Genomic DNA, 24,893 nt, shown 5'->3' on the forward strand with positions numbered 1-24,893 from the left:
CCCCCCCCCGGCGCCCTTTCCCCGGCCACCCTCCGGTCCGGCCCCCGCCTTTTCGGCGGGGCCTTCCGCTTCGTTCGCCGTGCTGTCTCGCAGAAGCCCGGTCGTTCGCAGCTGCTCAGTCGCTCCTAGAAGCCGGTCGTTCCCAAACGCTCAGTCGAGCAGGTCGTCGAGACCCACCGTGAGGCCCGGACGCTTCAGGACCTCGCGCACCGCCAGCAGCACGCCGGGCATGAACGAGGCCCGGTCGAGCGAGTCGTGGCTGATCGCGAAGCGCTCGCCGGGGCCGCCGAAGCGCACCTCCTGGCTCGCCACGTACCCGGCCGAGCGGATCGCGTGAATGCGCACCCCGTCGACCTCCGCGCCGCGCGAACCCTGCGGGTCCATCTCGGTCGCGTCGGGCATGTCCGGCAGCTCGGCCTCGGCGCGCGCCGCCGCGATCAGCCGCGCGGTGTGCACCGCAGTGCCCGATGGCGCGTCGACCTTCCGCGGGTGGTGCGACTCGATGATCTCGGCCGAGTCGAAGTGCTTGGCGGCCTTCGCGGCGAACTGCATCATCAGCACCGCGCCGATCCCGAAGTTCGGGGCGATCACGGAACCGACCTCCGGGTCCGCCGCGAGGATCTCGCGCGCGGACTCGAGGCGCTTCGCGTCGAAGCCCGACACGCCGACCACGGTGTGGATGCCGTGGTCCACGCACCACTCCAGGTTGCCCATCACGACGTCGGGCAGCGTGAAGTCCACGACCACGTCGACGCCCGAAAGCGCGTCCAGCGCCTCGTCGCGGCCCACCGTCGCCGCCAGCTCCGTGTCCTCGGCGGCGTCCACCGCCTCGCACACGGCCTTGCCCATGCGGCCGTGCGCACCGAGCACACCCACCTTGATCATGCGAAATCCCTCTGGTCGAACGGCCCCACGGCCACGGTCGTCATCGGCTGCGTCAGGATCGCGGCGGCCACCGCCTTGACCTGCTCGACGGTCACCGCCTCGATGTCGGCGAGCTCCCGCTCCAGACTCAGGTGCTCGCCGTACAGCAGCTCCTCGCGGCCCAGCGCGTTCATGCGCGAACCGGAGTCCTCCATGGACAGCACCATGCCGCCCTTGCTCATGCCCTTGCCGCGCCGCAGCTCCTCCGGGGTGACGCCCTCGGCGGCCACCTTCGCGAGCTCGGCGAGCACCAGGTCGCGGACCTGGTGAACCTTGTCGGGGTTGGATCCGGCGTAGACGCCGAACATGCCCGTGTCCGCGAAGTACGTCGAGAACGAGTACACGGTGTAGGCCAGGCCGCGCCGCTCGCGCACCGACTGGAACAGCCTCGAGGACATGCCGCCGCCGAGGATGTTGTTCAGCACCTCGAAGGCGTCCTTGCGGGAGTCGTGCCGCGAGAACAGGCGGCAGCCGACCACCAGGTGCGCCTGCTCGGTGTCGTGCCGCTCGACCATGAGCGGCACGGGTGCGGGCAGCAGGTCCTCGTCGTGGCGGCGCTGGCGCGGCACGTCGGCGCCGCCCAGGAGCGGCGCGAACGCCTCCGACACGAGCTTCACGGTCTCGGCGTGGTCGACCCCGCCCGCGGCGCACACCGTCAGGTTCGCGGCCGTGTAGTGCTGCCGGTAGAACGCATAGATCTGGTCGCGGGTGAGCGCCCGGACCGTGCCCGGGTCGCCGGCGATGTCGCGGCCCAGGGCCCCGTCACCGAACAGCGCCAGGGAGAACAGCTCATGGACGACGTCCGACGGCTCGTCGGCGGACGCCGCGATCTCCTCGAGGATCACGTCGCGTTCGACCTCGACGTCGGCGGGGGTCACGAGCGAGTTGCACATGGCGTCGCCGAGCACGTCGACGGCCATCGGCAGGTCGTCGTCGAGCACGCGCGCGTAGAAGCAGGTGAGCTCCCGCGCCGTGTACGCGTTCGACTCGCCGCCGACGGCCTCGACCGACTCGGCGATCTCGGTGGCCGTGCGCTTCTCGGTGCCCTTGAAGAGCAGGTGCTCCAGGAAGTGCGAGACGCCGGCGAGTTCGGGGGCCTCGTCGCGGGACCCGACGCCGACCCACACGCCCACCGAAGCGGAGCGCATGGTCGGGACGGATTCGGTGAGCACACGCAAACCGCCGGGCAGCACGGTCACTCGGACCGTGCCGCCCAGCGGATCGTCAATCAGCGTGTGAGTCTGGGGACGACTCATCTACTCTTCCGAGCCTCCGCCTTCGTCGCTGCGGCGGGTGCGGCGGCGGCGGCGCTCGCCGTCGCCGGAACCGCCCCGGTCGCCGCCGGTGGACGAGCGCTCGCCGCGCTCGCCGCCGCCGGAACGCTCGCGGTCGCGGCGCGGGCCGCGGTCACCGCGGTCGCCCCGGTCCCCGCGGGACTCCTTGCGCTCGGCCGGACGGCCCTTCTTGTACCCCTCGGGTTCCTGGCCCTCCGGGTACACCTTGTCCAGGTAGATCTTGCCGCGGTTGTCGATGTCGCCGATCTCGACCTCGACCTTGTCGCCGACGCTCAGCACGTCCTCGACCCGCTCGACGCGCTTGCCGTCGCCGACCTTCGAGATGTGCAGGAGGCCGTCGCGGCCCGGCGTCAGCGAGATGAACGCGCCGAAGTCGGTGGTCTTGACGACGGTGCCCAGGAACCGGTCCCCCACGTTCGGGAGGGTCGGGTTCGCGATCGCGTTGATCGTCTCGACCGCGGCCTGAGCGGCCTCGCCGTTCTCCGCCGACACGTAGATCGTGCCGTCGTCCTCGACGGTGATGTCCGCGCCCGTGTCGTCCTGGATCTGGTTGATCGTCTGGCCCTTCGGGCCGATGATCGCGCCGATCTTGTCGACCGGGATCTTCAGGGTCGTGATGCGCGGCGCGGTCGCGGCCAGCTCGCCCGGCTCGCTGATCGCGTCGAGCATGACGTCGAGGATCGCGTGGCGGGCGTCGTTGGCCTGCTGCAGCGCCTTGGCCAGCACGTCCGACGGCAGGCCGTCGAGCTTGGTGTCCAGCTGCAGGGCCGTCACGAACTCGGCCGTGCCGGCGACCTTGAAGTCCATGTCGCCGTAGGCGTCTTCAGCACCGAGGATGTCGGTCAGCGTGACGTACTTGGTCTCGCCGTCGACCTCCTCGGAGATGAGGCCCATCGCGATGCCCGCGACGGGAGCCTTGATCGGCACACCGGCGTTCATCAGCGACATCGTGGACGCGCAGACCGAGCCCATCGAGGTCGAACCGTTCGACGCGAGCGCCTCGGAGACCTGGCGGATCGCGTAGGGGAACTCCTCGCGGCTCGGCAGCACCGGCACGAGGGCGCGTTCGGCGAGCGCGCCGTGACCGATCTCGCGGCGCTTGGGCGAGCCCACGCGGCCGGTCTCACCGGTCGAGTACGGCGGGAAGTTGTAGTTGTGCATGTAGCGCTTCTTGCTGACCGGCGACAGCGTGTCGATGGCCTGCTCCATGCGCAGCATGTTCAGCGTGGTGACGCCCATGATCTGGGTCTCGCCGCGTTCGAACAGGGCCGAGCCGTGGACGCGGGGCAGGATGCCCGCCTCGGCCGCGAGCGGCCGGATGTACGCCGGGAGGCGGCCGTCGATGCGGACGCCCTCGGTGATGACGCGCTTGCGGACCAGCTTCTTGGTGAGCGAGCGCAGCGAAGCGCCCAGTTCGCCTTCGCGGCCTTCGAAGTCCGCGCCGAGCTTCTCGAGCATGACCGACTTGACGCGGTCGAGCTCGTCCTGGCGGTCGGTCTTGTCGGCGATCTGCAGCGCCTGGTCGAGCTCGGCCGACACGGCCGCCTCGACGGCGGCGTACGCGTCGTCCTGGTAGTCGAGGAAGCGCGGGTAGTCGGCCTGCGGCTTCGCGGCGACCTTGGCCAGTTCGGCCTGGGCGCGCACGAGCTCGGCGATGACCGGCTTGACGGCCTCGAGGCCGCTCGCGACGACCTCTTCGGTCGGCTTCGTGCCGCCGGCGGCGATGAGGCTGATGGTGTTGTCGGTGGCCTCGGCCTCGACCATCATGATCGCGACGTCGCCCGAGTCGAGGACCCGGCCGGTGACGACCATGTCGAAGGTGGCCTTCTCGATCTGCTCCAGGGTCGGGAACGCGACCCAGGTGCCCTCGATGAGGACGATGCGGGTCGAGCCCAGCGGGCCCGAGAAGGGCAGGCCGGCGAGCTGGGTCGACATGGAGGCGCCGTTCATGGCGACCACGTCGTACTCGTCGCGGGCGTCGACCGAGAGGATCGTGCCGATGACCTGGACCTCGTTGCGCAGACCCGACACGAAGGACGGGCGCAGGCCGCGGTCGATCAGGCGGCAGGTGAGGATGGCGTTCTCGCTCGGGCGACCCTCGCGGCGGAAGAACGAGCCCGGGATGCGCCCGGCGGCGTACATCCGCTCCTCGATGTCGACGGTGAGCGGGAAGAAGTCGAAGTGGTCCTTCGGGTTCTTCGACGCGGCGGTGGTCGAGAGGACCACGGTGTCGTCCATCTGGACGATCGCGGAGCCCTGGGCCAGCTTGGCCAGGCGGCCGGTGCTGAAGACGATCTTGCGGGTGCCGAAGGCGCCGTTGTCGATCACGGCGGTGGCGTGGTGCTCCCCGAGGTTGAAGGCCTCGGGTGTCCGTTCGTTATCGGACATAGAGTGTCGATCTCCTTGTGTAGTTCGGAATGCGCGGTTCGCCTGCGCGCTTTTCCGGTCTTCGATCGAAGCACTCGGAAGCTCGGCCCCGCTTCGTGCGGGACGTTCCGGATGCCACTACCGAGGACCGGGGCGGTCTCTGGCGCGCCGCGCCGCGCCTCGCTGAGGCGCTGCGGTGAGCATTGGCGCTCATCGCCCACCTTACGTTACCCGGCCGACGCGGCGGCACTGGCGAAGTAAAAGTGAGCCGCGGTAGGCAGTGCGGAGCAAGGGCGCGGGAGACGCGAAAGGGAGCGTCCCGCGAGGGACGCTCCCTTCTGCAAGCCTTGTGTCAGGCGTTGTCGCGGATGCCGAGGCGCTCGATGAGGCCGCGGTAGCGCGCGATGTCTTCCTTCTTCAGGTACTTGAGGAGGCGGCGGCGCTTGCCGACCAGGAGGAGCAGGCCACGACGCGAGTGGTGGTCGTGCTTGTGCTCCTGGACGTGGGCGGTGAGCTCGCGGATGCGGGTCGTCAGGATCGCGACCTGGACGTCGGTGGAACCCGAGTCGCCCTCACTGGTCGCGTACTCCTTGATGATCGCGGCCTTCTTTTCAGCGTCGAGCGCCATGTTCGAACACCCTTTCATGGATTACGGCCAACCCGCGGTGTCGAGCAGGCTGGTCAAATGAACATCCTGTCCAGGCTAACAGGGTGTCAGCCCAGGTCCAAAGCCCGGCGGGTGTCTGCGACGTCGGTCTCGATCTGCGCGATGAGCGGCTCGATCCCGTCGAAGGCGATCTGGCCGCGCAACCGCGCGGTGAAGTCGAGCCGGACCTCGGCCCCGTACAGGTCCCCTGAGAAGTCGAGCAGGTACGCCTCGACGGTGCGCTCCTTGCCGTCGAACGTCGGGTTCGTGCCGACGCTGATCGCGGCCGGATACCGGTGCGAGTCGCGGTGGAGCCAGCCGGCGTACACGCCGTCGGCCGGGATCGCCGTCCCCGCGAGGATGTCGAGGTTCGCGGTCGGGAAGCCGAGCGCCGTGCCGCCGCGGCCCGCGCCGTGCACGATCGTGCCCTCGGTGCCGTAGTCGCGCCCGAGGACCTCGGCCGCGCCCGCGACGTCGCCCTCGGCGATGAGCCCGCGTACGCGCGTCGACGAGAAGGCCTCTTCGTCGGCGCTGAGGGTCTGCGGCAGGACCTCGAAGTCGTACTCCTCGCCGAGCTCGGCGAGCTTCTTCACGTCGCCGGCGGCCTTGTGGCCGAAGCGCCAGTTCTCGCCCACGACCACCGCCTTCGCGTGCAGACCGCCCACGAGGACGTGGCGCACGAAATAGTCCGGGCTGAGCTGCGAGAGCTCCTTCGTGAACGGGAGCACGCACACCGCGTCGACGCCGAGCGCGCCGAGCAGTTCGATGCGCCGTTCGATACGGGTGAGCTGCGGCGGCATCGCGTGCGGCGCGACCACGGCGGTCGGATGGGGATCGAAGGTGACGACGACGCAGCGTGCCTCGCGCTCGGCGGCGGCCTTGACGGCGGTGCGGACGAGTGCCGCGTGGCCCCGGTGCACCCCGTCGAACACGCCGATGGCGACGACGGAGGCGGGCCAGCCCTCGGGGGTCGCGTCTATTCCACGCCAGGTTTCCACGGCCCCGATCTTGCCACTTCCGCAAGGCGGACGGCACTCTGATGGGGCGGCAGTGATGCAAGCGTGTTCCGATGCGGGCCCTAGGGGTTTCTCGAACCTCCTAGAGCATCAGCGACTGGTCGGCGTTGCCGCCCGACGCGAAGATCAGGAGCAGCAGCACCCCTACGGCCACCACCAGCAGCATGCCGATGAACAGCCAGCCGGTGCTCGCGGGCTCGGCCAGTCGGGGCTGCTCCTCGGCGAGGACCTGCGGTTCAGGGTGGTCGGGGTCCTGCCTGAGCTGCTCGGCAAGGCTCCGGCGAAATTCCTCTGGCAGTTCTTCTGCGGCGTACATGCTCATGACGACTCCTGACTGCACTGGTCTGCGAAGCGCTGTGGTGGGGACCTCTCCATTAAATGTTGAGAGATCGTCGGCTATCCGACCGTCGTTTCCAGGAATCCGCCTGACAACTGCCGCATTTCACCCTCGTGGAAATTACACGGTCGTGAAGGCCCTACCACGCGAAACGTCCGGTAGCCGCCCGAAAGCCCGCCGAGGCACCGAAGCCGTGACATGTTCGTGTATTGGAACCGATCGATCGGAGGGCCGGCATGCACCGGAGAATCCTCGCACTGGTGGCGGCGGGCGCCCTGCTCGCGGTCGTGACCGTCACCGTCTCGACTCAAGCCGATGCGGCGGGAACCGGCTGCGCCCGCACCGGCAGCTACACCATGTGCGCCACGGATCCGAACGGCGCCAAGGACACCTCGATCATCAGCGAGATCGTCGAGCAAGTCGGTGCGACCGGGAAGGGCGACACGATCCGCGCCGCGGTCTTCCAGTGGACGCTCGACGCGCCCGTGGCCCCGCTCGCCGAGGCGATGGTCGCGGCCGAGAAGCGCGGCGTCGACGTGCGGGCCGTGCTCGGCACCCGCTCGGACAAGCCCTCGGCGAACGACCCGGTGATCAACAAGCTCAGGGCCGCCGGGGCGAAGGTCCGCCAGTGCAGCGGCTCATGCCTGCCGAACGCGGACGGGACCCGCAAGGGGCCCATGCACAACCGGTTCTTCCTCATCGAGCGGGGCGGCTCGCCCACGGTCCTGGTGACGAGCTTCAGCTTCGTGCGCTCGCACACCACGCAGTCGCACAACCTGCTCGGCGTCCACGGCGACCGGGGCCTGTTCGACTTCTACACGTCCTACTGGAACCGGCTGTACGGCAAGAACTGGGACGGCTGGACCGACAAGAACAAGGGCACCACCGGGAACCTCGGACGGGCGTGGGTGCTCCCGCGCGGTGACGACGCGATCGCGGCGCAGCTCGCGGAGATCACCAAATGCGCCTCAGGCGACCGGGTGCTGGTGGCGCACGCGAACTTCCAGTCCAACCGCTCGGCGGTGCGCAGCCAGCTCGACCGGATCCAGGGCCTGGGCTGCCAGGTGCGCGTGGTGGTGCTCGACGCGTCCACGTCGAGTCCACGATGGATCGAGGAGAAGCTCGGTTCGGGCAACGTGCGGGTGCACGGGGCGCACCGGAACAAGTACATCGTCGCGGAGGCGTCCTTCGGCGGGAGGCACCGCGCCGTGGTGTGGACCGGTACGCACAACCTCAACGGCAACGGCATGAAGCACGCGGACGACAACCTGCTCCGGGTCGCGAACGAGGGGGTGGCCGATCGGTACGCGCAGCACTTCCAGCGTTTGTGGAACGGCGGCAGATAGGCGAGAGGGGAGGGGCCTTGCGGCCCCTCCCCTCTTCTCGGTCTTGCGTCGCTCAGCCCTTGACGGAGCCCGCCAGCAGCCCGCGCACGAAGTAGCGCTGGAGCAGCAGGAACACCACGAGCGGCACGATGATCGCGATGAAGGCCGCGGCCGGGAGCCGCGTCCAGCCGAAGCCCCAGGTTCCCGCCATGTCGCCGAGCACGGCGGTGAGCGGCCTGGTGGCCTCGCCGCCGCCGAAGGTGCGACCGACGAGGAAGTCGTTCCACACCCACAGGAACTGGAAGATCGCGATCGAGGCGATCGCGGGGGTCACCAGCGGCAGCACCACCTTGCGGAAGATCTGCGAGTGGCTGGCGCCGTCGATGCGGGCGGCCTCCATGACATCCGACGGCAGTTCGCGCATGAAGTTGTGCAACAGGAAGATCGCCAGCGGCAGGCCGAAGATCGAGTGGGCGATCCAGACTTGCACGATCGTGTTCACGCCCGAGAGGTTCCACGCGGGCATGATCGCCAAGTCGCCGATGTGCAGGCCCTGGCTGAAGAACGACAGGAGCGGGATGAGCGCCATCTGGAGCGGCACCACCTGCAGCGCGAAGATCGCGATGTACAGGAGGTTGCGGCCCTTGAAGTCGATCCAGGAGAGCGCGTAAGCGGCCATCGCGGCGAACGCGACCGGTACGAGCACGCCGGGGATCGTGATGACGATGGTGTTGACGAGGTTGCGGATGAGCCCGCCGCCTTGCGAATCCGAGTACAGGACGTAGTTGTAGGTGTCCAGAGTGAAGCTCGGATCGGTGAAGACGGTCCACCAGCCCGAAGCGCGGATGTCGTCCTCCGGCCGCAGCGACGAGATGAACAGGCCCGCGGTCGGGATCGTCCACAACACCGCGATGACCAGCGCGAAGATGCTCGCGAACCGACTCGAGAGCACTCGGCGGATGCGGTCGCCGCGACTCTCGGCGATCGGGCGGCCTTGCACAGGCGTCTGCATGTCGGTGCTCATCGGCCCTCCAGTTCCTGGCGGCGCATGTTGCGCACCTGGTAGATGACGACGGGGACGACCAAGGCGAACAGCAGCACGGCCATGGTGGCGCCGCGTCCGTCGTTGCCGAGGCGGAATGCCTGATCCCACATGTTGTGGGCGAGGACGTCGGTGCCGTGATGGCCGCCGGTCATGGCCCGCACGATGTCGAACAGTTTGAGTGTGGCGATGAAGACGGTCACGGCGACCACGATGATCGCCGAGCGGATCGAAGGGACGGTGACCCTCCAGAAGATCTGGCTCGGACTCGCGCCGTCGATGCGGGCGGCCTCGATGATCTCGGTCGGTACGCCCTTGAGCGCCGCCGAGAGGACCACGGTGGCGAAACCGACCTCGATCCAGATGAGCACCACCATGAGCAGGAGGTTGTTGAGCACCGAGACGTTGAGCCAGTTGATCGGGTCGAGCCCGAACCAGGTGCGGACCTGGTTGGCCAGACCGATCTGCTCACCGGAGGCCTTGTACTGGTAGATGAACTTCCAGATGATGGACGCGCCCACGAAGGAGATGCCCATCGGCAGGAACACGAGGGCCTTGTACGTGCGTTCGCCCCGGCGGCCGTCGATGAGGACGGCGTACACCAGGCCGATGCCGGTGGACAGCAGCGGGACGATGACGATCCACGCCGCGGTGTTGGCGATGGTCTGCAGGGCGTCGGGGTTGGTGAACGCCCACTTGTAGTTGTCGATGCCCACGAACTCGGTGCCGTCGCCGCTGAAGAGCGACATGACGAGCGTGCGAACGGCCGGGTAGACGAGTCCGACGAGCAGGAAGATGACCGCGGGGGCCAAGAACACGGTCGCGACCGCACGGCTGCGGTCGCGGCGGGAGGCGAGTTCGGCGAGGCCGTAGAGGGCGAGCAGAATCGCCAGGAAGGCGACCAGTCCGATGACCAAGAGTCCGAACCGGTCGGCGAGAGCGGAGATGTTCACGTTGTGCGACTCCAGTTGTCCGGGCAATGGGCCGAGCGGGGCCGGTGGGCCCCGCTCGGCTAACTGTCGGCTACACGGGTAGCCCTCTACGGCCAGGAGGCCTCGATGTCGTCGGCCATCTGCTGGCTGGTCTTGTCGCCGTCGACCCACTGGACCATGCCGGTCCAGAAGGAGGAGGCGCCGACCTCGCCCGGCATGAGGTCCGAGCCGTCGAAGCGGACGGTCACGGCGGGGTCGGTCAGGATCTCGGTCGCGAACTGGTTGATCGGCGTGGTGGCGTTGGCCGGGTCCACGCCCTGGCGGGCGGTGCTCCACGGGCCGGTCTGGAGACGGGCGTTGTGGTAGAGCTCGGAGGCCAGGAACTGGCGGACCATCTCGGTGGACTCCGAGTCGTCGAACGCGGCCACGAACTCGCCGCCGACGAGCATGGTGTTGTCACCCTCGTTGGACTCGGGGAAGCGGAACGCGAACACGTCGCCGTCTTCGGCCACATTGGTGTCGGCGGGCCACATCGCACCGTAGAACGAGGCCTGGCGGTGCATCGCGCAACCGCCGTCCAGGATCGGGTACGCGGCCTCCTGGAACGCCGTCGAGCTGATGGTGTCGGTGCCGTTGTAGATGTACTCCTCGTTCGTCAGGATCGTCCCGGCCTTGTCGATCGCGGCGACGATCTGCGGGTCGTTGAACGGGATCTCGTGGTTGACCCACTGGTCGTAGAGGTCCGTGCCCTCACGGAGGACGATGTCCTCGATCCAGTCGGTGCCCGGCCAGCCGGTGGCGCCGCCGGACTCGAAGCCGACGCACCACGGCATGACGCCGTCTGCGGCGATCGTGTCGGACAGCTCGATGAGCTCGTCCCAAGTGGTCGGGACCTCGTAGCCGTTGTCGCTGAAGAACGACGGCGAGTACCAGATGAAGGACTTGGCGTTCGACGAGTTCGGCGCGGCGTAGAGCGTGCCGTCGATGGTGCCGTAATTGAGCCAGTCCTCGGTCCAGCCCTCGGTGGCGAGCTTGCTGACCTCGTCGGAGGCCGGCTTGAGGTCGGCGGCGAAGTTGGCCATGAGTCCGGGCTGCGGGAACAGCGCGATGTCGGGGGCGTTGCCGCCGTCGACGCGGACCTTCATGTCCGATTCGAACTCCCCGGAGCCCTCGTAGTCGATGGTGGCGCCGGTGCAGGACTCGAAGTAGCTCCAGGCCTCCACCATCTCGTCCGCCTCGGTGTCGCGGATCGAGCCGAGAATGGAGACCGTCTCTCCTTCGAGATCGCCGTACTGCTCGTAGTTGGCGCAGTCGGTGGCGTCGTCGGGGACCGCTCCGCGGTCCTCGCCTTCGTCGTCCGGTGCGCCGCACGCGGCCGCGGCGAGCGCGATGGCGCTGGCGGCAGCCGCAAGGCAGAAAATGCGTCTCTTGCTCATCGGGGTTTCCCTCTCTTCGCAGGTATGGTGCCCCGGGCGAGTCCGACTGCCTCCCTGTCCCGACCTGCGGGGAACCGCTCTCACCGGTTCCGCCCCTGGTCGGGACTGCCTCACCCGCCGTTGGGGCGACGCTGGCAATGGTGCTCTGGGTAACACTCAATGTCAAGTGTGCATTGCTGAATCGTTACCGGGTGCAATTGGATCGATATCTGTCGACACTCAATGTATGGGAGCGATACCAATGACGTATTATTCCGGAGCCCGGCAACCGAATGCTGTTCATAAAATACAGCCGATAGTTCGCGAAAGGTGCGATCGATGACGCAGCTGACCTTCCCGCAGGGATTCCTGTGGGGAACCGCCACGGCCTCCTACCAGATCGAGGGCGCGGCGAACGAGGACGGCCGGGGCCAGTCCATCTGGGACACGTTCTCGGCGACGCCCGGCAAGACCTGGCGCGGCCAGTCCGGGGCCGTGGCCTGCGACCACTACCACCGCGTCGACGAGGACATCGCGCTGATGACCTCCCTCGGCGTCGACACCTACCGGTTCTCGATCGCGTGGCCGCGCATCCAGCCCGACGGGACCGGGCCCGCCAACCCGAAGGGCCTGGACTTCTACGACCGGCTCGTCGACAAGCTGGTGGCCGCCGGGATCAAGCCGATGCCGACCCTCTACCACTGGGACCTCCCCCAGTCCTTCGAGGACCGCGGCGGCTGGCCCGAGCGCGAGACCGCCGAGCGATTCGGCGACTACGCCGCCATCGTCGGCGCCCGCCTCTCGGACCGCGTCCACACCTGGTGGACCCTCAACGAGCCGTGGTGCTCGGCGTTCCTCGGCTACGGCAACGGCCACCACGCGCCGGGCCGCACCGAGCCCGCCGCCGCGCTCGCCTCCGTGCACCACCTCAACCTCGCGCACGGCCTCGCCGTGCAGGCGCTGCGCGCCGCCGGGGCCGACCGGGTGTCCATCGTGCTCAACCCGACCCAGTGCCGCGGCGAGGAAGACGCCGTGCGGGTCGTGGACGGCATCGCGAACCGGGTCTTCTTCGACCCGATCCTGCGCGGCCAGTACCCCACGGACGTCATCGAGCGCACGCGGCACCACACCGACTGGTCGTTCATCCGGGAGGGCGACCTCGCCCAGATCAACCAGCCGATCGACGTGCTCGGGATCAACTACTACTGCCCGACCTGGCTGCGCGCCAACCCGGACGAGCCCGAGCAGGAGACCGGCCCCGGCACCGTCGGCATAGAGGGCTACACGCCCGAGGGCCTGGAATTCACCGACATGGGCTGGCCGGTCGACGCCACGGGCCTCACGGACCTCCTGGTCCGCATCCACAAGGACTACGGCGTCCCCACGATGATCACCGAGAACGGCGCGGCCTACCCGACCGGACCGGGCGAGGACGGCGAGGTCCACGACGCCGAGCGCGTCGCGTACCTCCGCTCGCACATCACGGCCGTCCACGACGCCATCGAGGCCGGCGCGGACGTGCGCGGCTACACCGCCTGGTCGCTCATGGACAACTTCGAGTGGGCCTTCGGCTACGACAAGCGCTTCGGCATCGTCCACGTCGACTACGCGACCCAGAAGCGCACCCCGAAGGACAGCGCGAAGTTCTACTCGAAGGTGATCGCCGACAACGGCCTCACGCGTTAAGGCCGGTTCGGCGCCCCGAACGGGGGCGCCGAACGCGCCCTTACACCAGCGCGGCCCGGAACTCGCGCACCGCGCGCTCCGGGTCGGCGGCGCGCATGACCGCGCCCATGACAGCGACCCCCGCCGCACCCGCCTCCCTTGCGGCGCGGGCCCTGGCGGGGCCGTCGACGCCGCCGAGCGCGTACACCGGGACCGGGCTCGCCGCGCACGCCTCCCGCAGCGCGGCGAGCCCGATCGCGGGCCCGTAACCGGGTTTGGAGTCCGAGAGCCAGATCGGCGAATAGGTGCAGTAGTCGAGCGCCGGGTCGATCGGCTCCCCGGCGTGCACCGAGCGGCCCACGAGCGCGGGCCGCGGCACCGGTATCGGGAAGTTCCTCGAGAGATGCGCGGCCCGGACGGGCCCGGCGGGGTCCGAGACGATGAGCAGGCCCCCGGCCGCGTCCAATACCGGCTGCAGCCCCGCCGCCAGCGCCGTCCGCTCCTCCCAACGAAGGTGCTTGTCGCGCAGGACGAGTGCGAACGGCCCGCCGCGGAGGGCCAGCGCGACCTGCTCGGTGAGCGGCCGCGGGCACCGGGGCAGGTCGGAGATGACGAGGAGTCGGTGGCGCACGCGCCCGATGCTACGTCCGAAGTGGCGCAAGTGCCATGTGTCGCCTCGCGTCCGACTCGCCATGGCTCCACCGGTTTAACACTTGTGTATCGGTCCAGGCCTCGAACTTGCGTAATTCACGACACAGGTGCGAAACTTCATGGGATGAACATCGGCGATCAAATCAACGGGCTGCGCACCGAAGGGGAGCGGATCGCTGTCGCTGGTGGAGAACTCGCGCTCAATGCGAGCGTGCCCACCTGCCCAGGATGGAACGTCAAGGATCTCTTGACCCACATCGGAACCGTCCATCGATGGGCGGCGGCGATCGTGGGCGAAGCGTTGCCTTACGATCCACGGAAACAGGAGTTCCAGCACATCGTCGGGCCCTTGCCGCACGACGACCTGCTGGTCGACTGGGTCCGCGAAGGGCTCTTGCGACTCGCGGCCGTGCTGGAGGCCGCTCCGAGCGGGCTCCAGTGCTGGCAGATGTTCCCCTCCGAGTCGTCGCGCCGCTTCTGGGTCCGCAGGCAGGCTCACGAGACCACCATCCACCGTGTCGACGCCGAGCAGGCCCGGGGGGACGAGATCTCACCGATCTGCCCCGAGTTCGCGGCGGACGGCATCGACGAACTGCTGCTGGGTTTCCACGGCAGGCCGTCGAGCAGGGTGCGGGCGCTTCGTCCGACCGTGCTCCACATCCACGCCACCGATCTGCCACCGGGGCGCGGCGACTGGTACATCCACCCCACCGACACGGGTCCGCTCGTGACGTTCAGCGAGGTCGAGACCCCGCACTGCGTCATCGAGGGTCCGGTCGAGCTGCTGTACCTGGCGCTGTGGAACCGGCTGCCGTTCGATGATCTGCTGGTCCGCGGGGACCCGGCACTGCTCCACTTGTGGCGCAATTACTCCGCGGTCCGCTGGGTCGATCCCGTGGACGTATGACGAATGCTGACCGTGGGCGACTGGAGCGCTACAGTGTGAAGTCGCAGGTAGCCGACCGCTCACCGTCCGTTGTGTCCGTGCGGTGCGAACTCGTGGCCCGCAGGCCCCCTCGGCGGCGCGTGCGAGCCATTGCTCTGCGGAGCCAAGAAGGGCGAAGAGGGCGCGCAGGGCGCGCTGCTGCGCGGCGACGGGGCCGGGGGATCGTAAGCTCACGGTCGTGAACCAGGATGCTCTGAAGCACAGTCATGTCGTCCCGAACGACGCCGTCCCCCGCGCCGCGCTGTGGATCCTGGTCCCGGCGGCGGCCGCGACGATCCTCGGCCTGATCCTGCTGTGGCCCACCGGCGTCGCGGACGCCGAGGGGATCGAAGGCTACGGCACCGAGGTCGACGGCCGCGTCATCACGGTCAACGAGACCGAATGCGAACCGGCCGACGCGGAGATCAACGAGCAGTTGCGGGTGACCGTCTGCGGCGACGTGGTCGTGCAGCTCCTCACCGGCGAGCACGCCGGCGAGGAGGCGATCGTCGACATCCCCAGCGGGCCGGGCGCTCCCGTCGTCGCGGCCGGGGACGACGTCATCCTCCTCTACACGCCCGACTCGGTCTCGGGCCAGCAGTACCACATCATCGACCACGACCGGTCCAGTGCGCTCTGGGCGCTCGTGATCGCGTTCGCGCTCGCGATCGTCGCGTTCGGACGGTGGAAGGGCGTGCGGTCCCTGGTGAGCCTCGGCATCACCTTCGCGGTCGTGCTGCTGTTCATGGTCCCGGCGGTGCTCGACGGGTCCTCGCCGATCCTCGTCGCCGTGGTCGGCTCGTCCGCGATCATGCTCGTCTCGCTCTATCTGTCGCACGGCTGGAACCGCACGACCACGGTGGCCGTGGTGGGCACGCTCGCGTCCCTCATCGTCACGGTGCTGCTCGCCGAGGCCGCGGTGAACCTCACGAAGCTCAACGGCGTCAACGACGAGAACACCACGAACCTGGCGCTGCAGTACCCGATCGACATGTCGGGCCTGCTCCTGGCCGGCATTCTCATCGGCGCGCTCGGCGTCATCGACGACGTGACGGTCTCGCAGGCGGCCACCGTCGACGAGGTCGCGAAGGCCAACCCGAAGTGGGGCTCGACGCGGCTCTTCAAGTCCGGGATGCGGGTCGGGCGCGACCATCTGACCTCCGTCGTGAACACGCTCGTCCTCGCGTACGCGGGCGCGTCGCTGCCGCTGCTGGTGCTCATCGCCGCGGCCAACCGTCCGCTGGAGCAGGTGCTCACGAGCCAGACGATCGCCACCGAGATCGTGCGGACGGTCGCGGGCACGCTGGGTCTCGTCGCGGCCGTGCCGATCACGACCTGGCTCGCCGCCTCCCTCGCACGTCGACAGCCCAAACCGAAGGAGCCGAAGGCGCCCAAGGAGAAGCCGAAACCGAAGCCCAAGCCGGAGGCCGCGGGCTGGGACGAGGACGAGTCGCCCTACCCGCCTTCGCACCTGCGCTGAGGGTCGACCGCGGCCTTTCAGAACTGCTCCGCCGCCGCCATGAGCTTCCGGGCGGCCTGGTGGAGCGCCTGCAGCACGGTCATCACCGCCGGGCGGCCCGTCGAGGCCGTCCGGTGGACCACGTAGACGTCCCGGCCCGGCAGGTCCTCGACCACCTTCCGCACGGCCACGTCCTTGCGCTCGGCCGCGGCCATCCACGGCGCCACCGTCACCCCGAGCCCCTTCGCCACCAGGGTCAGGATCGTGTCGAGGCCCTCGAACTCCGAGACCGGCGCGCTGATCCCCTCGGCACGCCACAGCCGAGCCAGCGCCATCCGCGAGGGCTCCCCGTGCGGGGAGGCGATCCAGGACTCCCCCGCGAGTTCGTGCGCCGAGAGCACCTCCTTGCCCGCCAAGGGATGCCGTACCGGCAGGACGGCCACGAGCGGGTCGCTCACGAGGTGGTGGAAGGTGAGCGGGCCCGTGGTGGCGGGCCGGCGCTGGCCGGACCAGTCGTCGATGAGCGCCAGGTCGATCTCGCCCGAGCGCACCCGGGAAAGCGATTCGGAGACGGTGTGCTGCTGGAGCAGGACCATCTGGAGTTCGGGGTAGCGGCGCAGGCGGCGCACGATCGGGCCGGCGAGGGCCACGGCGACGGTGGGGAACGCGGTGACGGTGACGCGGCCGCGCGGTTCGGCGGACTCGGCGGCGAGGTCGGTCTCGGCGGCGTCGATCGCCTCCAGGATGTGCGCGGTGTGGGCCACGAGGCGGCGTCCCGCGTCGGTGAGCTGAGCGGAGCGGGCGGTGCGTTCGAGGAGCGACACGCCGGTCTCCTTCTCCAAGGCGGCCAACTGCTGTGAGACGGCGGAGGCGGTCTGGCCGGTCGCCACGGCAGTGGCGGCTATCGATCCCTGGGCCGCGAATTCGTAGAGAAGCCGCAGGCGGCGCACATCGAGCATAAGGAAATCTTACCCTCGGCGAAAGGTAGAAATACTTGCGTTGATGCTCCGTTGAGAGGAGATTGGTGCAGGTCGAACGAGCATCCACCAAGGAGTCACCTGTGACCGTCTCCGCCACCCTCGCCGCCAATGAGGCCGTAGCCGCTCGCCGCGCCGCCGGGCAGGAGGTGCTCGCGCTCGGCTTCGGTGAGGCAGGGATTCCGGTGCACCCCTTGCTGAGCCAACGCCTCGCCCAGGCCGCCGGGAGGATCGCGTACGGGCCCGTCGCCGGCACCGAGGAGGCCCGCGAGGCCGCCGCCGGGTACTGGACCCGCCGCGGCAACCCGACCGAGGCCGACCAGGTGCTCCTCGGACCCGGTTCCAAGCCGCTCCTGTTCGCGCTCCAGCACGCCATCGGCGGCGAGGTCGTGCTCCCCCAGCCCGCGTGGGTGTCCTACGCGGCCCAGTCGCAGCTGCTCGGCCGCGAACCGATCCGGGTGCCCGTGCCCGCGGGCGAGGGCGGGGTCCCCGACGCCGCGCTCATGGTCGCGGCCGTGCGCGAGGCCCGCGCCGCGGGCCGCGACCCGCGCCTCGTCGTGGCCACCTTGCCGGACAACCCGACCGGGCGCCTCGCCTCGGAAGCGTCGGTGAAGGCCCTGTGCGCGGCGGCGCGCGAACTCGACCTCGTGATCGTCGCCGACGAGATCTACCGCGACCTCATGTTCAAGCCCGGCGCGTTCCCCTCCCCCAGCCGGTGGGCGCCCGAGCGGACGGTGACGACCACGGCCCTGTCCAAGAACTACGCCCTGGGCGGCTGGCGCATCGGCGCAGCACGCTTTCCAAAGAACGGCCCGGATTCCGAACTGGGGCAGCGGCTCCAGGAGTCGGCGCGGAGCGTCGCCTCCGAGCTGTGGTCCTCCGCTCCGCTGCCGATGCAGCACGCCGCCGCGTACGCCTGGTCCGACCCGGCCGAGCTCGTCGACCGGGTCGCCATGGCGCGGCGGCTGCACGGCGCGGTCGCGAACGCCGTCGCCGAGGCCTTCGCGGCCGTCGGCTGCGACGTTCGCGTCCCGCAGGGCGGCTTCTACGTGTGGCCGGAGTTCACGCCGCTGCGCGCGGCGCTGGCCGAGCGCTGGGGCGTGCGCACGAGCGCCGACCTGGCGAGGGTCCTGTTGGACGAGTTCGGGATCGTGGTCATCGCCGGGGACGCGTTCGGGGACGACCCGGCGGCGCTGACGATCCGCGTCGCGGTCCCCGGCATCTACGGCGAGTCCGACTCCGAGCGCCTCGCGGCGCTGCTCTCGAACGACCCGCTGGAGATGCCGTGGATCGCCGAGTCCCTCGACGGCCTGCGGGACAAGCTGAAGGCACTCGTCGCCTAGGCGCGCACTGCTAGTTCCAGTGCTCGTAGAGCACGATCGCGACCGACACGCAGACGACCACCACGACGAGCGCGGCGAAGAGGAACAGCGCCCCCACGAAGCGCTGGATCTCGAGTTCGCGGCCGTCCTTGACCGGCCCGCGCCAGCGGCCGTAACGCCAGTGGTCCCGGCCGAGCTCGTCGTCGCCGACGTCCAGCAGGAGCGTCTGGAGGTCGGCGACGCTGTCGGCCTGCTCGGCCAGCTGACGCCGCAGACGGTACTCCCGGGAGTCGATCATGCCCCTGCGCCGGGCCCTGGCGAGGCGGTCGAGGGCGATGCGCTTGTCGGTCCCGGAGGCCCGAGCGGCATATGCGTCCATGACGTGCTCCCACCTGTGCTTCCTTCATCATCGCAGAGACGAAGGCCTGTCGCGTCCCCCGTTTCCACAGGTGGTACGCGTCAGGGGCGCAGGCGCATCACGAAGCGCAGCGGCCACTCCCGCGCTATTCCAGGAAGTCGGCGACCGAAAGCGCCAGAAGGTCGCCCACCGCCCGCGCGAGGTCGGTGTCCTTCGCGGAGACCTTGTTGCCCGCGGAATGGGTGGTCGTCGAGACGCGGAGGCGGTTGTAGTTGATCGTCAGGTCGGCGTGGTGGTCGCGCTGCTCGTTGAGGAAGCCGACGGCGGTCGCGGCGGCGAGGGCCTGGAGGTGGCCGTCGAAGGTCCATGTCTGCTCCAGGCGATCGCCGATATGGCTCCAGCCGGGCAGTTCCGACAGCGCGAGCTCGATCTCGGCCTCGGTCAAGGGTAGGTCTTTCATACCCTGATTCTGACAGCTCTTCGCGATCAGTTCTCGTCGATGAGCGTTACTTTGCCCGTGTCCAGGTCGTAGACCGCGCCGACCACCAGGACCCCGTCGAGGTTCTCGCGGCGGCCCAGATCGGCGACCGTGCGGCGGACCTGCAGCCGCAGCGCGCGCGAGGCGGCATCCTCAGGGTCCTTCGTCTCCGCCCAGGCCTGCGAGGCGGGCTGCCACAGCTGCTCGACGAGGTAACCGGTCCGCGGGTCGTGGGAGTCGTCCTCGACCGCGTGCAGGGCCGCGTTGATCGCTCCGCACCGCTCGTGGCCGAGGACCACGACGAGGGAGACGCCGAGTTCGGCGGCGCCGAACTCGAGGGAGCCGACCGCGGCCCGGTCGGGGACGTGCCCGGCCGTGCGGACCACCAGCAGCTGCCCGAAGTCGCAGTCGAACACGCTCTCGGCGGTGACGCGCGAATCGATGCAGGTGAAGACCGCGGCGCTGGGCGTCTGCCCGGGCGCGGCCTCGCGGGCGGCGACGATGTCGCGCTTGTATCGCGGCTCGCCGGCCACGAATCGGCCGTTGCCTTCGAGGAGGGCGAGCAGCGTGCTGGCGGCTTGGTGGTGCTCCATCAGCGAGGAGGCGGTCAGTTCTGGCACGCCCTGAATGGTGCCGCAGGATCCGCCCGGGCGCAAGCGGGACCGGCCGCTGGACACGCACCTTTTACAGAGCGCACGTTACCGTTTCGAGATCTTATGGTCATTAACCAGGACTAGCTTCTCGTCTTACGTGACTCTATGATGAATACGTACTACCGCAATGGGATTCACCTGCGGTTTCACTCCCGCCGTTTCTTGGAGGAACCGTGCGCACCTACGGCGACGGCTGCCCGGCCGCCCACGCGCTCGACCTCGTGGGCGAACGCTGGTCGCTCCTCATCGTCCGCGAACTGCTGCTCGGCCCCAAGCGTTTCACCGACCTCCGCGCGGGCCTCCACGGGGCCAGCGCGAACGTCCTCTCCCAGCGGCTGCGCGAACTCGAGTCGCACGGCGTGATCTCCAAGCGCCGCCTGCCGCCCCCTGCCGCGTCCAAAGTGTACGAACTCACCGAGTGGGGCCGCGATCTGGAGCCGGTGATCGTGTTCCTGCTGCGCTGGGGCGCGCGCTCGGCGGCGATCCCGCTCGACGCGCCGATGGGCGCCGACGCGCTGATCCTCTCGATGCGGACCCTGTTCATGCCCGTGGCGGCGCGGGGCTTCGACGCGGCGTTCGAGCTCTGGGTCGACGACCGGCCGTTCATCGCCGAGATCATCGACGCGCAGCTGCTCCTCGCGCCGGGCCGGCCCGAGCACCCGCACGCGGTGATCCGCACCGACGCCGAGACACTGAAGCGTCTCACCCTGGGCAGCCGCAGCCTCGACGTCTCGCTGCACGCGGGCCGGGTCACCGTCCAGGGCGACCAGGCCATGGCGGAGCGGTTCCTGGGCCTGTTCCGCCTGCCCGAGCCGGCCCCGGCCTCGGCGGGGGCGACCCCGGGCCCGGCTTAGCCGATGACGCGTATCTCGCCGGTGCCGTTGATCTTGGCGCGGCGGTCGGTGATGAGCATGTGCCCCGGCGCGTGCGTGATCGCGAACGGCAGCCTGGCCCTGACCACCGCTTCCTGAAGGGTCACGCCGCAGGCCCAGAACACGGGCACGTCGCCGTCGTGGAGCCGCACCGGTTCGCCGAAGTCGGGGCGGGCGAGATCGCGGATGCCGATCGCGGCCGGTCGTCCAATATGAACGGGCGCGCCGTGAGCGTACGGCATGTCGCCGGTGATCGCCGCCGCGTGGTCGGCCATCGCAGCCGGGACCGGCCGCATCGAGACCACCACCGGGCCGCGGAACCGCCTGGCGCCCAGGCATTTCAGCGCAGTGCGGTACATGGGGACGTTGACGCCCTGCTCGAGGTGGCGCAACGGGATGCCCGCCCGCTCCAGGAACGGTTCGAACGTGAAGGTGCAGCCGATCAGGAAGGTCACCAGGTCGCCGCTCCACAGATCCGCCACATCGGTGCGCTCGGCGACCAGCTCGCCCTTCTGCCACACCCGGTAGGCCGGCAGGTCGCGACGCAGGTCCGCGCCGAACGCCAACTCGGTCCGGTACCGGCCGGGCCCCACCACGTCCAGCAGCGGGCAGGCCCGCGGGTTGCGCACCGCGAAGCGGCGCAAGGCGATCGCATGGCGGGCCGGGACCGACACCAGGTTCGCCTGCACATACCCGTGCGACCAGCCGCTCGTGGTGGCGACCAGGCCGCTCCGGAACCTGGCGCGGGCCTCCTGCGGCCTGGTCTGGGACTCGGGACGCTGTCTCGTGAACATCGCTCCTCCTTCGCTCGATACGTCGAGCATCGCGGCGGCCGCGTCAAGACCTTCACGAGTCGTTCACGAGACAAAAACCGGTACCTGCATCGTCACTCTGCGCAAACCCGAAGCGAGCGTTCCCAATTGATCATGAACTGCCCATAGACTGGATTCGTCCCCATGCAATGACGGCCGCACCTCGACTCCCCCGGGAGGTGGACCGTGGACTTCGGCATCCTCGGGCCCCTGCAGTTGGCCTGGGAGGGCCTGCCCGTGGCGCTCCCCGGGCGGACCCTGCCACGCCTGCTCGCCGTGCTGCTCCTGGAAGCCGGACACGTGGTGCCCCTGCCGAAGCTCGTCGACGCGATCTGGGAGGAGGTGCCGCCCGCGACCGCGCGGCGGCAGATCCAGAACACCGTCGCGAGCGCCCGCGGACTCCTGCTCTCCGCCGGCACCAGCGAACTCGAGACCGTCGGCGACGGCTACCGGCTCCGGGTGCGCCCCGAGAAGCTCGACTCGCTGCGCTTCCAGCGGACCGTCCGCATCGCCCGCGAGCAGGAGGCGGCCTCCGAACCCGAAGCGGCCCTCGCGAGCCTCCGCGAAGCCCTCGACCTGTGGCGCGGACCCACCCTCGCCGGACTCGGCGGCCGCGTCATCGAGGCCGGGGCCCGCCGCTGGGACGAGGAACGCGCCGCCGCCGAGGAGACCCGCGCCGAACTCGAACTCTCGCTCGCCACAGGGGTATCCGTCGTGGCCGACCTGCGGCGCGTCCTCGAAGCGCACCCGTACCGGCAGCACACGGCCGAACTGCTCATGACCGCGCTCTACCGCGAGGACCGGCCCGCCGAATCCCTCGACGTGTACGAGTCGATCCGCCGCCAACTCTCCGAGGAACTCGGCATCGACCCCGGCAGGCGCCTCAAGGACCTCCACACCGCGATCCTGCGCGACGACCCGTCCCTCAGGGCCGCACCGAAACCCGAGCCGCCCAAACCGAGAGCCGAACTCCCCGCCCCGGCCCAGCTGCCCTCCGACAGCATCCATTTCACCGGCCGCACCGAACAGCTGGCGGTCCTCGACCGGCTCCTCGATGCGGGCCCGCAGGTCGCCGTGATCTCCGGGATCGGCGGCTCGGGGAAGACCACGCTGGCGCTGCACTGGGCGCACCTGGTCCGCGAGCGGTTCCCGGACGGGCAGCTGTACGTGAACCTGCGCGGTTTCGACCGGACGCCGTCACTCGCGCCGCTCGACGCGCTGGCCGGGTTCCTGCGGGCGCTGCGGGTCCCCACCGAGGCGATCCCGTCGGATCTCGACGAGGCGGCCGCGCTGCTGCGCTCGCGTCTCGCGGACACCCGGATGCTGCTCATCCTCGACAACGCCAGGAACTCGGCCCAGGTGCAGCCGCTGCTGCCCGCGACGGCCGGGTGCGTCGCGGTCGTCACGAGCCGCGGGCGGCTCCCCGATCTCGCCGCCGCACACGACATCCGGCAGGTCACCGTGGGCGCGCTCGACGGCGGCGATTCGGTGCGCCTCCTCGAGAGCCTCATCGGCGAAAGCCGCGTCGCGCACGAACTCGAAGCGGCCCGGCGGGTCGCCGAGCTCTGCGGCGGCCTGCCACTGGCGCTGCGGATCGTCGGCACCAACCTCGACGCGCAACCCGGCACCACCTTGGCGGCGACCGCCACGGCTCTCGCCGGGCACGACCGGCTCTCCCGCCTCGCCGTCGAAGGCGACCCCACGACCACCGTGGCGGCCGCGTTCGACCTGTCCTACCAGGCCCTCGAGCCCGAAGAGGAACTGCTGTACCTCAACCTCGCGTGCCTGCCGGGGACCGACTTCTCGAAGGGCCTCGCGTGCGCGCTCGTCACCTGGGAACCCGAAGCGGCCGAACGGCTCCTGGCCAACCTCGTCACCGCCCACCGCATCGACGAGTACCGGCCGGGCCGCTACCGCTTCCACGACCTGGTGCGCGAATACGCCCGACGGAAAGCCGAAGCGGCGTTCGACCCGGCTGCGCTGCAACGGCTCCGGGAGCAGGCGGTGGCGTGGTACGCGAAGGGCTCGACCCGGCTCCCGGTGCTGGAATACCGCAACATCGTGGCGACTTTCCTGGAATGGAACGGCCACCCGCAGGTCTCGCGGCTATTGACCAGGCTCATCGCGTTCGCCGACGCGGGGTACCGGGAGGACCTCACCGGGCGGCGGCCGCTCGCCGACTCGCAGTACGAGCTCTCCGAGCTCGCCCTCGTCGCCGAACGCGGCATCGAGACCGGCGTGCGCTCCGACGAGCCCATGGACGCGGTGCGCGCCTTCGCGCTCGCGGACGCCGTGGCCTACGCGTCCGGAGACCTCCACCAGTCCAAGACGTTCGCCGAGAAGACCCTCGAATACCTGCGCCTGACCCCGCACGGCGACGCGACCGGGAAGGCCCGCAACGACCTCGCCACCACGCTCACCCAGCTCGGCCGCTACCGGGAGGCCGTCTCGCTGCTGCGCGAGGCGATGCTCGCCGCCGAACGCTCCGGGAACCGGTACGTCCAGGTCGAGGTCCTGACCTCCCTCGGCACGGTGCTCCGCCGCATGGGCATCTTCGCCGAAGCCGAGACCCTGCTCTTGAAGGCCCGCGAGCTCGACGCGTCCGCCGAGGACGGGCCGACCACGGTCTACCCGCTGCTGTCGCTCTCGGAGCTGTACGCCGACCAGGGCCGCATCAGCACCGCCGAGGAGCTGTGCCACGAGATCGCCGAGATGCTGCGCGACCACCCCTCCAAGTACTACCGGGCGCGCCTCTACTTCCGGCAGGCCGCGGTGCACCACGCCGACCAGGACTACCCGCGCGCCGAGGCCGCGCTGCTGCACGGCCTCGAACTGGTCGAGCAGGTCAACGCCTGGCGGCACCAGCTCGTCTACACCTACTGGCTCGCCGAGCTCTACGTCGACACCGAGCAGCTCGACCACGCCAGGGACGCGCTCGAAAAGGCGGCGCCGCTCGACCGGTACGAGACCTCGGAGACCCTCGCGGTGAAGGCCCGTGTGCTGTGCAAGCTCCACACCGCCGACGGCGACCTCCGCCGGGCCGTGCGCATGGGCAGACAGGCCTGCGACGTGTTCGCCGCGATGCCCGATCCGCTGCGACAGGCGCGCAGCCTGCGCGCGCTGGCCGACGCCTACCAGGCGGCCGGCCACCCGCGGGAGGCCGACCGATGCAGGCAGGAACGCCGCGAGCTGCTGAGCGGCTTGGGCGTCGACCCAGGATTACGAAACGGGGTTGGACATGGGGATCGTGAACATCGCCACGACCTCCGATGGCGGCAACCACGCCGGGGCCGGGCTGCGGCGGCAAGCGGATGGCGAAGGTCCGGGCCGGCTCCAGTCGTCCGACAGATGCGGGCCCAGTCGTCCCGTTTCTACAGTTGTCCCCATACCCACCGAGACAGCGCATCTGAACGACAGTGAGG

Annotated in this window: 22 protein-coding genes; 7 read left to right on the top strand and 15 right to left on the bottom strand. The window is 69.7% G+C overall.

Annotated elements, in window-relative coordinates; all coding sequences use genetic code 11:
• Positions 1 to 150: 150 nt before the first annotated feature.
• The 6 genes from dapB to JHY01_RS13440 all read right to left on the bottom strand — a co-directional run bounded on the left by dapB (position 151) and on the right by JHY01_RS13440 (position 6,570).
• Positions 151 to 885 carry a 4-hydroxy-tetrahydrodipicolinate reductase gene (dapB, locus tag JHY01_RS13415; RefSeq protein WP_205326160.1) on the bottom strand — a complete coding sequence of 245 codons (735 nt, stop codon included), beginning with the start codon at positions 883 to 885 and terminating at the stop codon, positions 151 to 153.
• Positions 882 to 2,180 carry a pitrilysin family protein gene (locus JHY01_RS13420; RefSeq protein WP_205326161.1) on the bottom strand — a complete coding sequence of 433 codons (1,299 nt, stop codon included), beginning with the start codon at positions 2,178 to 2,180 and terminating at the stop codon, positions 882 to 884. Before JHY01_RS13420 ends, dapB begins: the two co-directional genes overlap by 4 nt.
• Positions 2,181 to 4,607 (bottom strand): polyribonucleotide nucleotidyltransferase, encoded by a 2,427-nt coding sequence (locus JHY01_RS13425; RefSeq protein ID WP_205326162.1) that lies wholly within the window; start codon positions 4,605 to 4,607, stop codon positions 2,181 to 2,183.
• Between the two features lie 331 nt (positions 4,608 to 4,938).
• Positions 4,939 to 5,214 (bottom strand): 30S ribosomal protein S15, encoded by a 276-nt coding sequence (rpsO, locus tag JHY01_RS13430; RefSeq protein ID WP_205326163.1) that lies wholly within the window; start codon positions 5,212 to 5,214, stop codon positions 4,939 to 4,941.
• 86 nt (positions 5,215 to 5,300) lie between these two features.
• On the bottom strand, positions 5,301 to 6,230 hold the full coding sequence (locus JHY01_RS13435; RefSeq protein ID WP_307814431.1) for a bifunctional riboflavin kinase/FAD synthetase: 930 nt from the start codon (positions 6,228 to 6,230) through the stop codon (positions 5,301 to 5,303).
• Positions 6,231 to 6,330: 100 nt separating this feature from the next.
• Entirely contained in the window at positions 6,331 to 6,570 is a 240-nt protein-coding gene (locus JHY01_RS13440) for a hypothetical protein (protein ID WP_205326164.1), read from the bottom strand.
• A 251-nt stretch (positions 6,571 to 6,821) separates the two neighbouring features.
• Between JHY01_RS13440 and JHY01_RS13445 the strand changes: the two genes are divergently transcribed.
• On the top strand, positions 6,822 to 7,931 hold the full coding sequence (locus tag JHY01_RS13445; protein WP_205326165.1) for a phosphatidylserine/phosphatidylglycerophosphate/cardiolipin synthase family protein: 1,110 nt from the start codon (positions 6,822 to 6,824) through the stop codon (positions 7,929 to 7,931).
• Positions 7,932 to 7,983: 52 nt separating this feature from the next.
• Here the strand turns inward: JHY01_RS13445 and JHY01_RS13450 are convergent, their stop codons facing one another.
• From JHY01_RS13450 to JHY01_RS13460, 3 genes are all read right to left on the bottom strand, one after another.
• Entirely contained in the window at positions 7,984 to 8,934 is a 951-nt protein-coding gene (locus JHY01_RS13450; protein WP_240192743.1) for a carbohydrate ABC transporter permease, read from the bottom strand.
• Positions 8,931 to 9,905, bottom strand: coding sequence for a carbohydrate ABC transporter permease (locus JHY01_RS13455; RefSeq protein ID WP_205326166.1), 975 nt, complete (start codon positions 9,903 to 9,905; stop codon positions 8,931 to 8,933). Before JHY01_RS13455 ends, JHY01_RS13450 begins: the two co-directional genes overlap by 4 nt.
• Before the next feature lie 86 nt (positions 9,906 to 9,991).
• Complete coding sequence (locus tag JHY01_RS13460) at positions 9,992 to 11,320, bottom strand: ABC transporter substrate-binding protein (RefSeq protein WP_205326167.1); 1,329 nt, start codon at positions 11,318 to 11,320, stop codon at positions 9,992 to 9,994.
• A gap of 318 nt (positions 11,321 to 11,638) precedes the next feature.
• Between JHY01_RS13460 and JHY01_RS13465 the strand changes: the two genes are divergently transcribed.
• Positions 11,639 to 12,985 (top strand): GH1 family beta-glucosidase, encoded by a 1,347-nt coding sequence (locus JHY01_RS13465; RefSeq protein ID WP_205326168.1) that lies wholly within the window; start codon positions 11,639 to 11,641, stop codon positions 12,983 to 12,985.
• A gap of 40 nt (positions 12,986 to 13,025) precedes the next feature.
• Here JHY01_RS13465 and JHY01_RS13470 read toward each other — a convergent pair whose 3' ends face one another.
• Positions 13,026 to 13,595, bottom strand: coding sequence for a thiamine phosphate synthase (locus JHY01_RS13470; RefSeq protein ID WP_205326169.1), 570 nt, complete (start codon positions 13,593 to 13,595; stop codon positions 13,026 to 13,028).
• A gap of 144 nt (positions 13,596 to 13,739) precedes the next feature.
• Here JHY01_RS13470 and JHY01_RS13475 point away from each other — a divergent pair, with 144 nt between their 5' ends.
• Both JHY01_RS13475 and JHY01_RS13480 read left to right on the top strand, forming a co-directional pair.
• Positions 13,740 to 14,522 (top strand): maleylpyruvate isomerase family mycothiol-dependent enzyme, encoded by a 783-nt coding sequence (locus JHY01_RS13475; RefSeq protein ID WP_205326170.1) that lies wholly within the window; start codon positions 13,740 to 13,742, stop codon positions 14,520 to 14,522.
• Between the two features lie 217 nt (positions 14,523 to 14,739).
• On the top strand, positions 14,740 to 16,020 hold the full coding sequence (locus tag JHY01_RS13480; protein WP_205326171.1) for a YibE/F family protein: 1,281 nt from the start codon (positions 14,740 to 14,742) through the stop codon (positions 16,018 to 16,020).
• A 17-nt stretch (positions 16,021 to 16,037) separates the two neighbouring features.
• On the opposite strand, the gene JHY01_RS13485 is transcribed toward JHY01_RS13480, so the two are convergent.
• A complete protein-coding gene (locus JHY01_RS13485; protein ID WP_205326172.1) occupies positions 16,038 to 16,958 on the bottom strand; it encodes a LysR family transcriptional regulator in 921 nt (306 codons plus the stop codon).
• Positions 16,959 to 17,059: 101 nt separating this feature from the next.
• On the opposite strand from JHY01_RS13485, the gene JHY01_RS13490 reads away from it, so the two are divergent.
• Positions 17,060 to 18,319: a pyridoxal phosphate-dependent aminotransferase gene (locus tag JHY01_RS13490; protein ID WP_205326173.1), complete on the top strand. Its 1,260-nt coding sequence runs from the start codon at positions 17,060 to 17,062 to the stop codon at positions 18,317 to 18,319.
• 10 nt (positions 18,320 to 18,329) lie between these two features.
• On the opposite strand, the gene JHY01_RS13495 is transcribed toward JHY01_RS13490, so the two are convergent.
• The 3 genes from JHY01_RS13495 to JHY01_RS13505 form a co-directional block, all read right to left on the bottom strand.
• A complete protein-coding gene (locus tag JHY01_RS13495; protein ID WP_205326174.1) occupies positions 18,330 to 18,677 on the bottom strand; it encodes a hypothetical protein in 348 nt (115 codons plus the stop codon).
• A 124-nt stretch (positions 18,678 to 18,801) separates the two neighbouring features.
• Complete coding sequence (locus JHY01_RS13500) at positions 18,802 to 19,116, bottom strand: 4a-hydroxytetrahydrobiopterin dehydratase (RefSeq protein ID WP_205326175.1); 315 nt, start codon at positions 19,114 to 19,116, stop codon at positions 18,802 to 18,804.
• A 26-nt stretch (positions 19,117 to 19,142) separates the two neighbouring features.
• A complete protein-coding gene (locus JHY01_RS13505) occupies positions 19,143 to 19,754 on the bottom strand; it encodes a carbonic anhydrase (protein WP_205326176.1) in 612 nt (203 codons plus the stop codon).
• Between the two features lie 206 nt (positions 19,755 to 19,960).
• Here JHY01_RS13505 and JHY01_RS13510 point away from each other — a divergent pair, with 206 nt between their 5' ends.
• The gene (locus JHY01_RS13510) at positions 19,961 to 20,641 is read left to right on the top strand and encodes a winged helix-turn-helix transcriptional regulator (RefSeq protein WP_205326177.1); all 681 of its coding nucleotides are present in this window, start codon (positions 19,961 to 19,963) and stop codon (positions 20,639 to 20,641) included.
• On the opposite strand, the gene JHY01_RS13515 is transcribed toward JHY01_RS13510, so the two are convergent.
• The gene (locus JHY01_RS13515; RefSeq protein ID WP_205326178.1) at positions 20,638 to 21,453 is read right to left on the bottom strand and encodes a putative hydro-lyase; all 816 of its coding nucleotides are present in this window, start codon (positions 21,451 to 21,453) and stop codon (positions 20,638 to 20,640) included. The two genes, JHY01_RS13510 and JHY01_RS13515, sit on opposite strands and share 4 nt — an antisense overlap.
• Positions 21,454 to 21,657: 204 nt before the next feature.
• On the opposite strand from JHY01_RS13515, the gene JHY01_RS13520 reads away from it, so the two are divergent.
• Complete coding sequence (locus JHY01_RS13520) at positions 21,658 to 24,891, top strand: BTAD domain-containing putative transcriptional regulator (protein WP_205326179.1); 3,234 nt, start codon at positions 21,658 to 21,660, stop codon at positions 24,889 to 24,891.
• Positions 24,892 to 24,893 lie beyond the last annotated feature (2 nt).

Source organism: Glycomyces sp. YM15 (assembly GCF_016918015.1).
Lineage (GTDB): Bacteria > Actinomycetota > Actinomycetes > Mycobacteriales > Micromonosporaceae > Glycomyces.

Coding starts and splice junctions, on each gene's coding strand:
- JHY01_RS13445 (WP_205326165.1), top strand. CDS start 6,822: ATGCACCGGAGAATCCTCGCACTGGTGGCGGCGGGCGCCCTGCTCGCG.
- JHY01_RS13495 (WP_205326174.1), bottom strand. CDS start 18,677: ATGGACGCATATGCCGCTCGGGCCTCCGGGACCGACAAGCGCATCGCC.
- JHY01_RS13475 (WP_205326170.1), top strand. CDS start 13,740: ATGAACATCGGCGATCAAATCAACGGGCTGCGCACCGAAGGGGAGCGG.
- JHY01_RS13485 (WP_205326172.1), bottom strand. CDS start 16,958: ATGCTCGATGTGCGCCGCCTGCGGCTTCTCTACGAATTCGCGGCCCAG.
- JHY01_RS13500 (WP_205326175.1), bottom strand. CDS start 19,116: ATGAAAGACCTACCCTTGACCGAGGCCGAGATCGAGCTCGCGCTGTCG.
- JHY01_RS13465 (WP_205326168.1), top strand. CDS start 11,639: ATGACGCAGCTGACCTTCCCGCAGGGATTCCTGTGGGGAACCGCCACG.
- JHY01_RS13440 (WP_205326164.1), bottom strand. CDS start 6,570: ATGAGCATGTACGCCGCAGAAGAACTGCCAGAGGAATTTCGCCGGAGC.
- JHY01_RS13420 (WP_205326161.1), bottom strand. CDS start 2,180: ATGAGTCGTCCCCAGACTCACACGCTGATTGACGATCCGCTGGGCGGC.
- JHY01_RS13460 (WP_205326167.1), bottom strand. CDS start 11,320: ATGAGCAAGAGACGCATTTTCTGCCTTGCGGCTGCCGCCAGCGCCATC.
- rpsO (WP_205326163.1), bottom strand. CDS start 5,214: ATGGCGCTCGACGCTGAAAAGAAGGCCGCGATCATCAAGGAGTACGCG.
- JHY01_RS13450 (WP_240192743.1), bottom strand. CDS start 8,934: ATGAGCACCGACATGCAGACGCCTGTGCAAGGCCGCCCGATCGCCGAG.
- JHY01_RS13515 (WP_205326178.1), bottom strand. CDS start 21,453: ATGTTCACGAGACAGCGTCCCGAGTCCCAGACCAGGCCGCAGGAGGCC.
- dapB (WP_205326160.1), bottom strand. CDS start 885: ATGATCAAGGTGGGTGTGCTCGGTGCGCACGGCCGCATGGGCAAGGCC.
- JHY01_RS13425 (WP_205326162.1), bottom strand. CDS start 4,607: ATGTCCGATAACGAACGGACACCCGAGGCCTTCAACCTCGGGGAGCAC.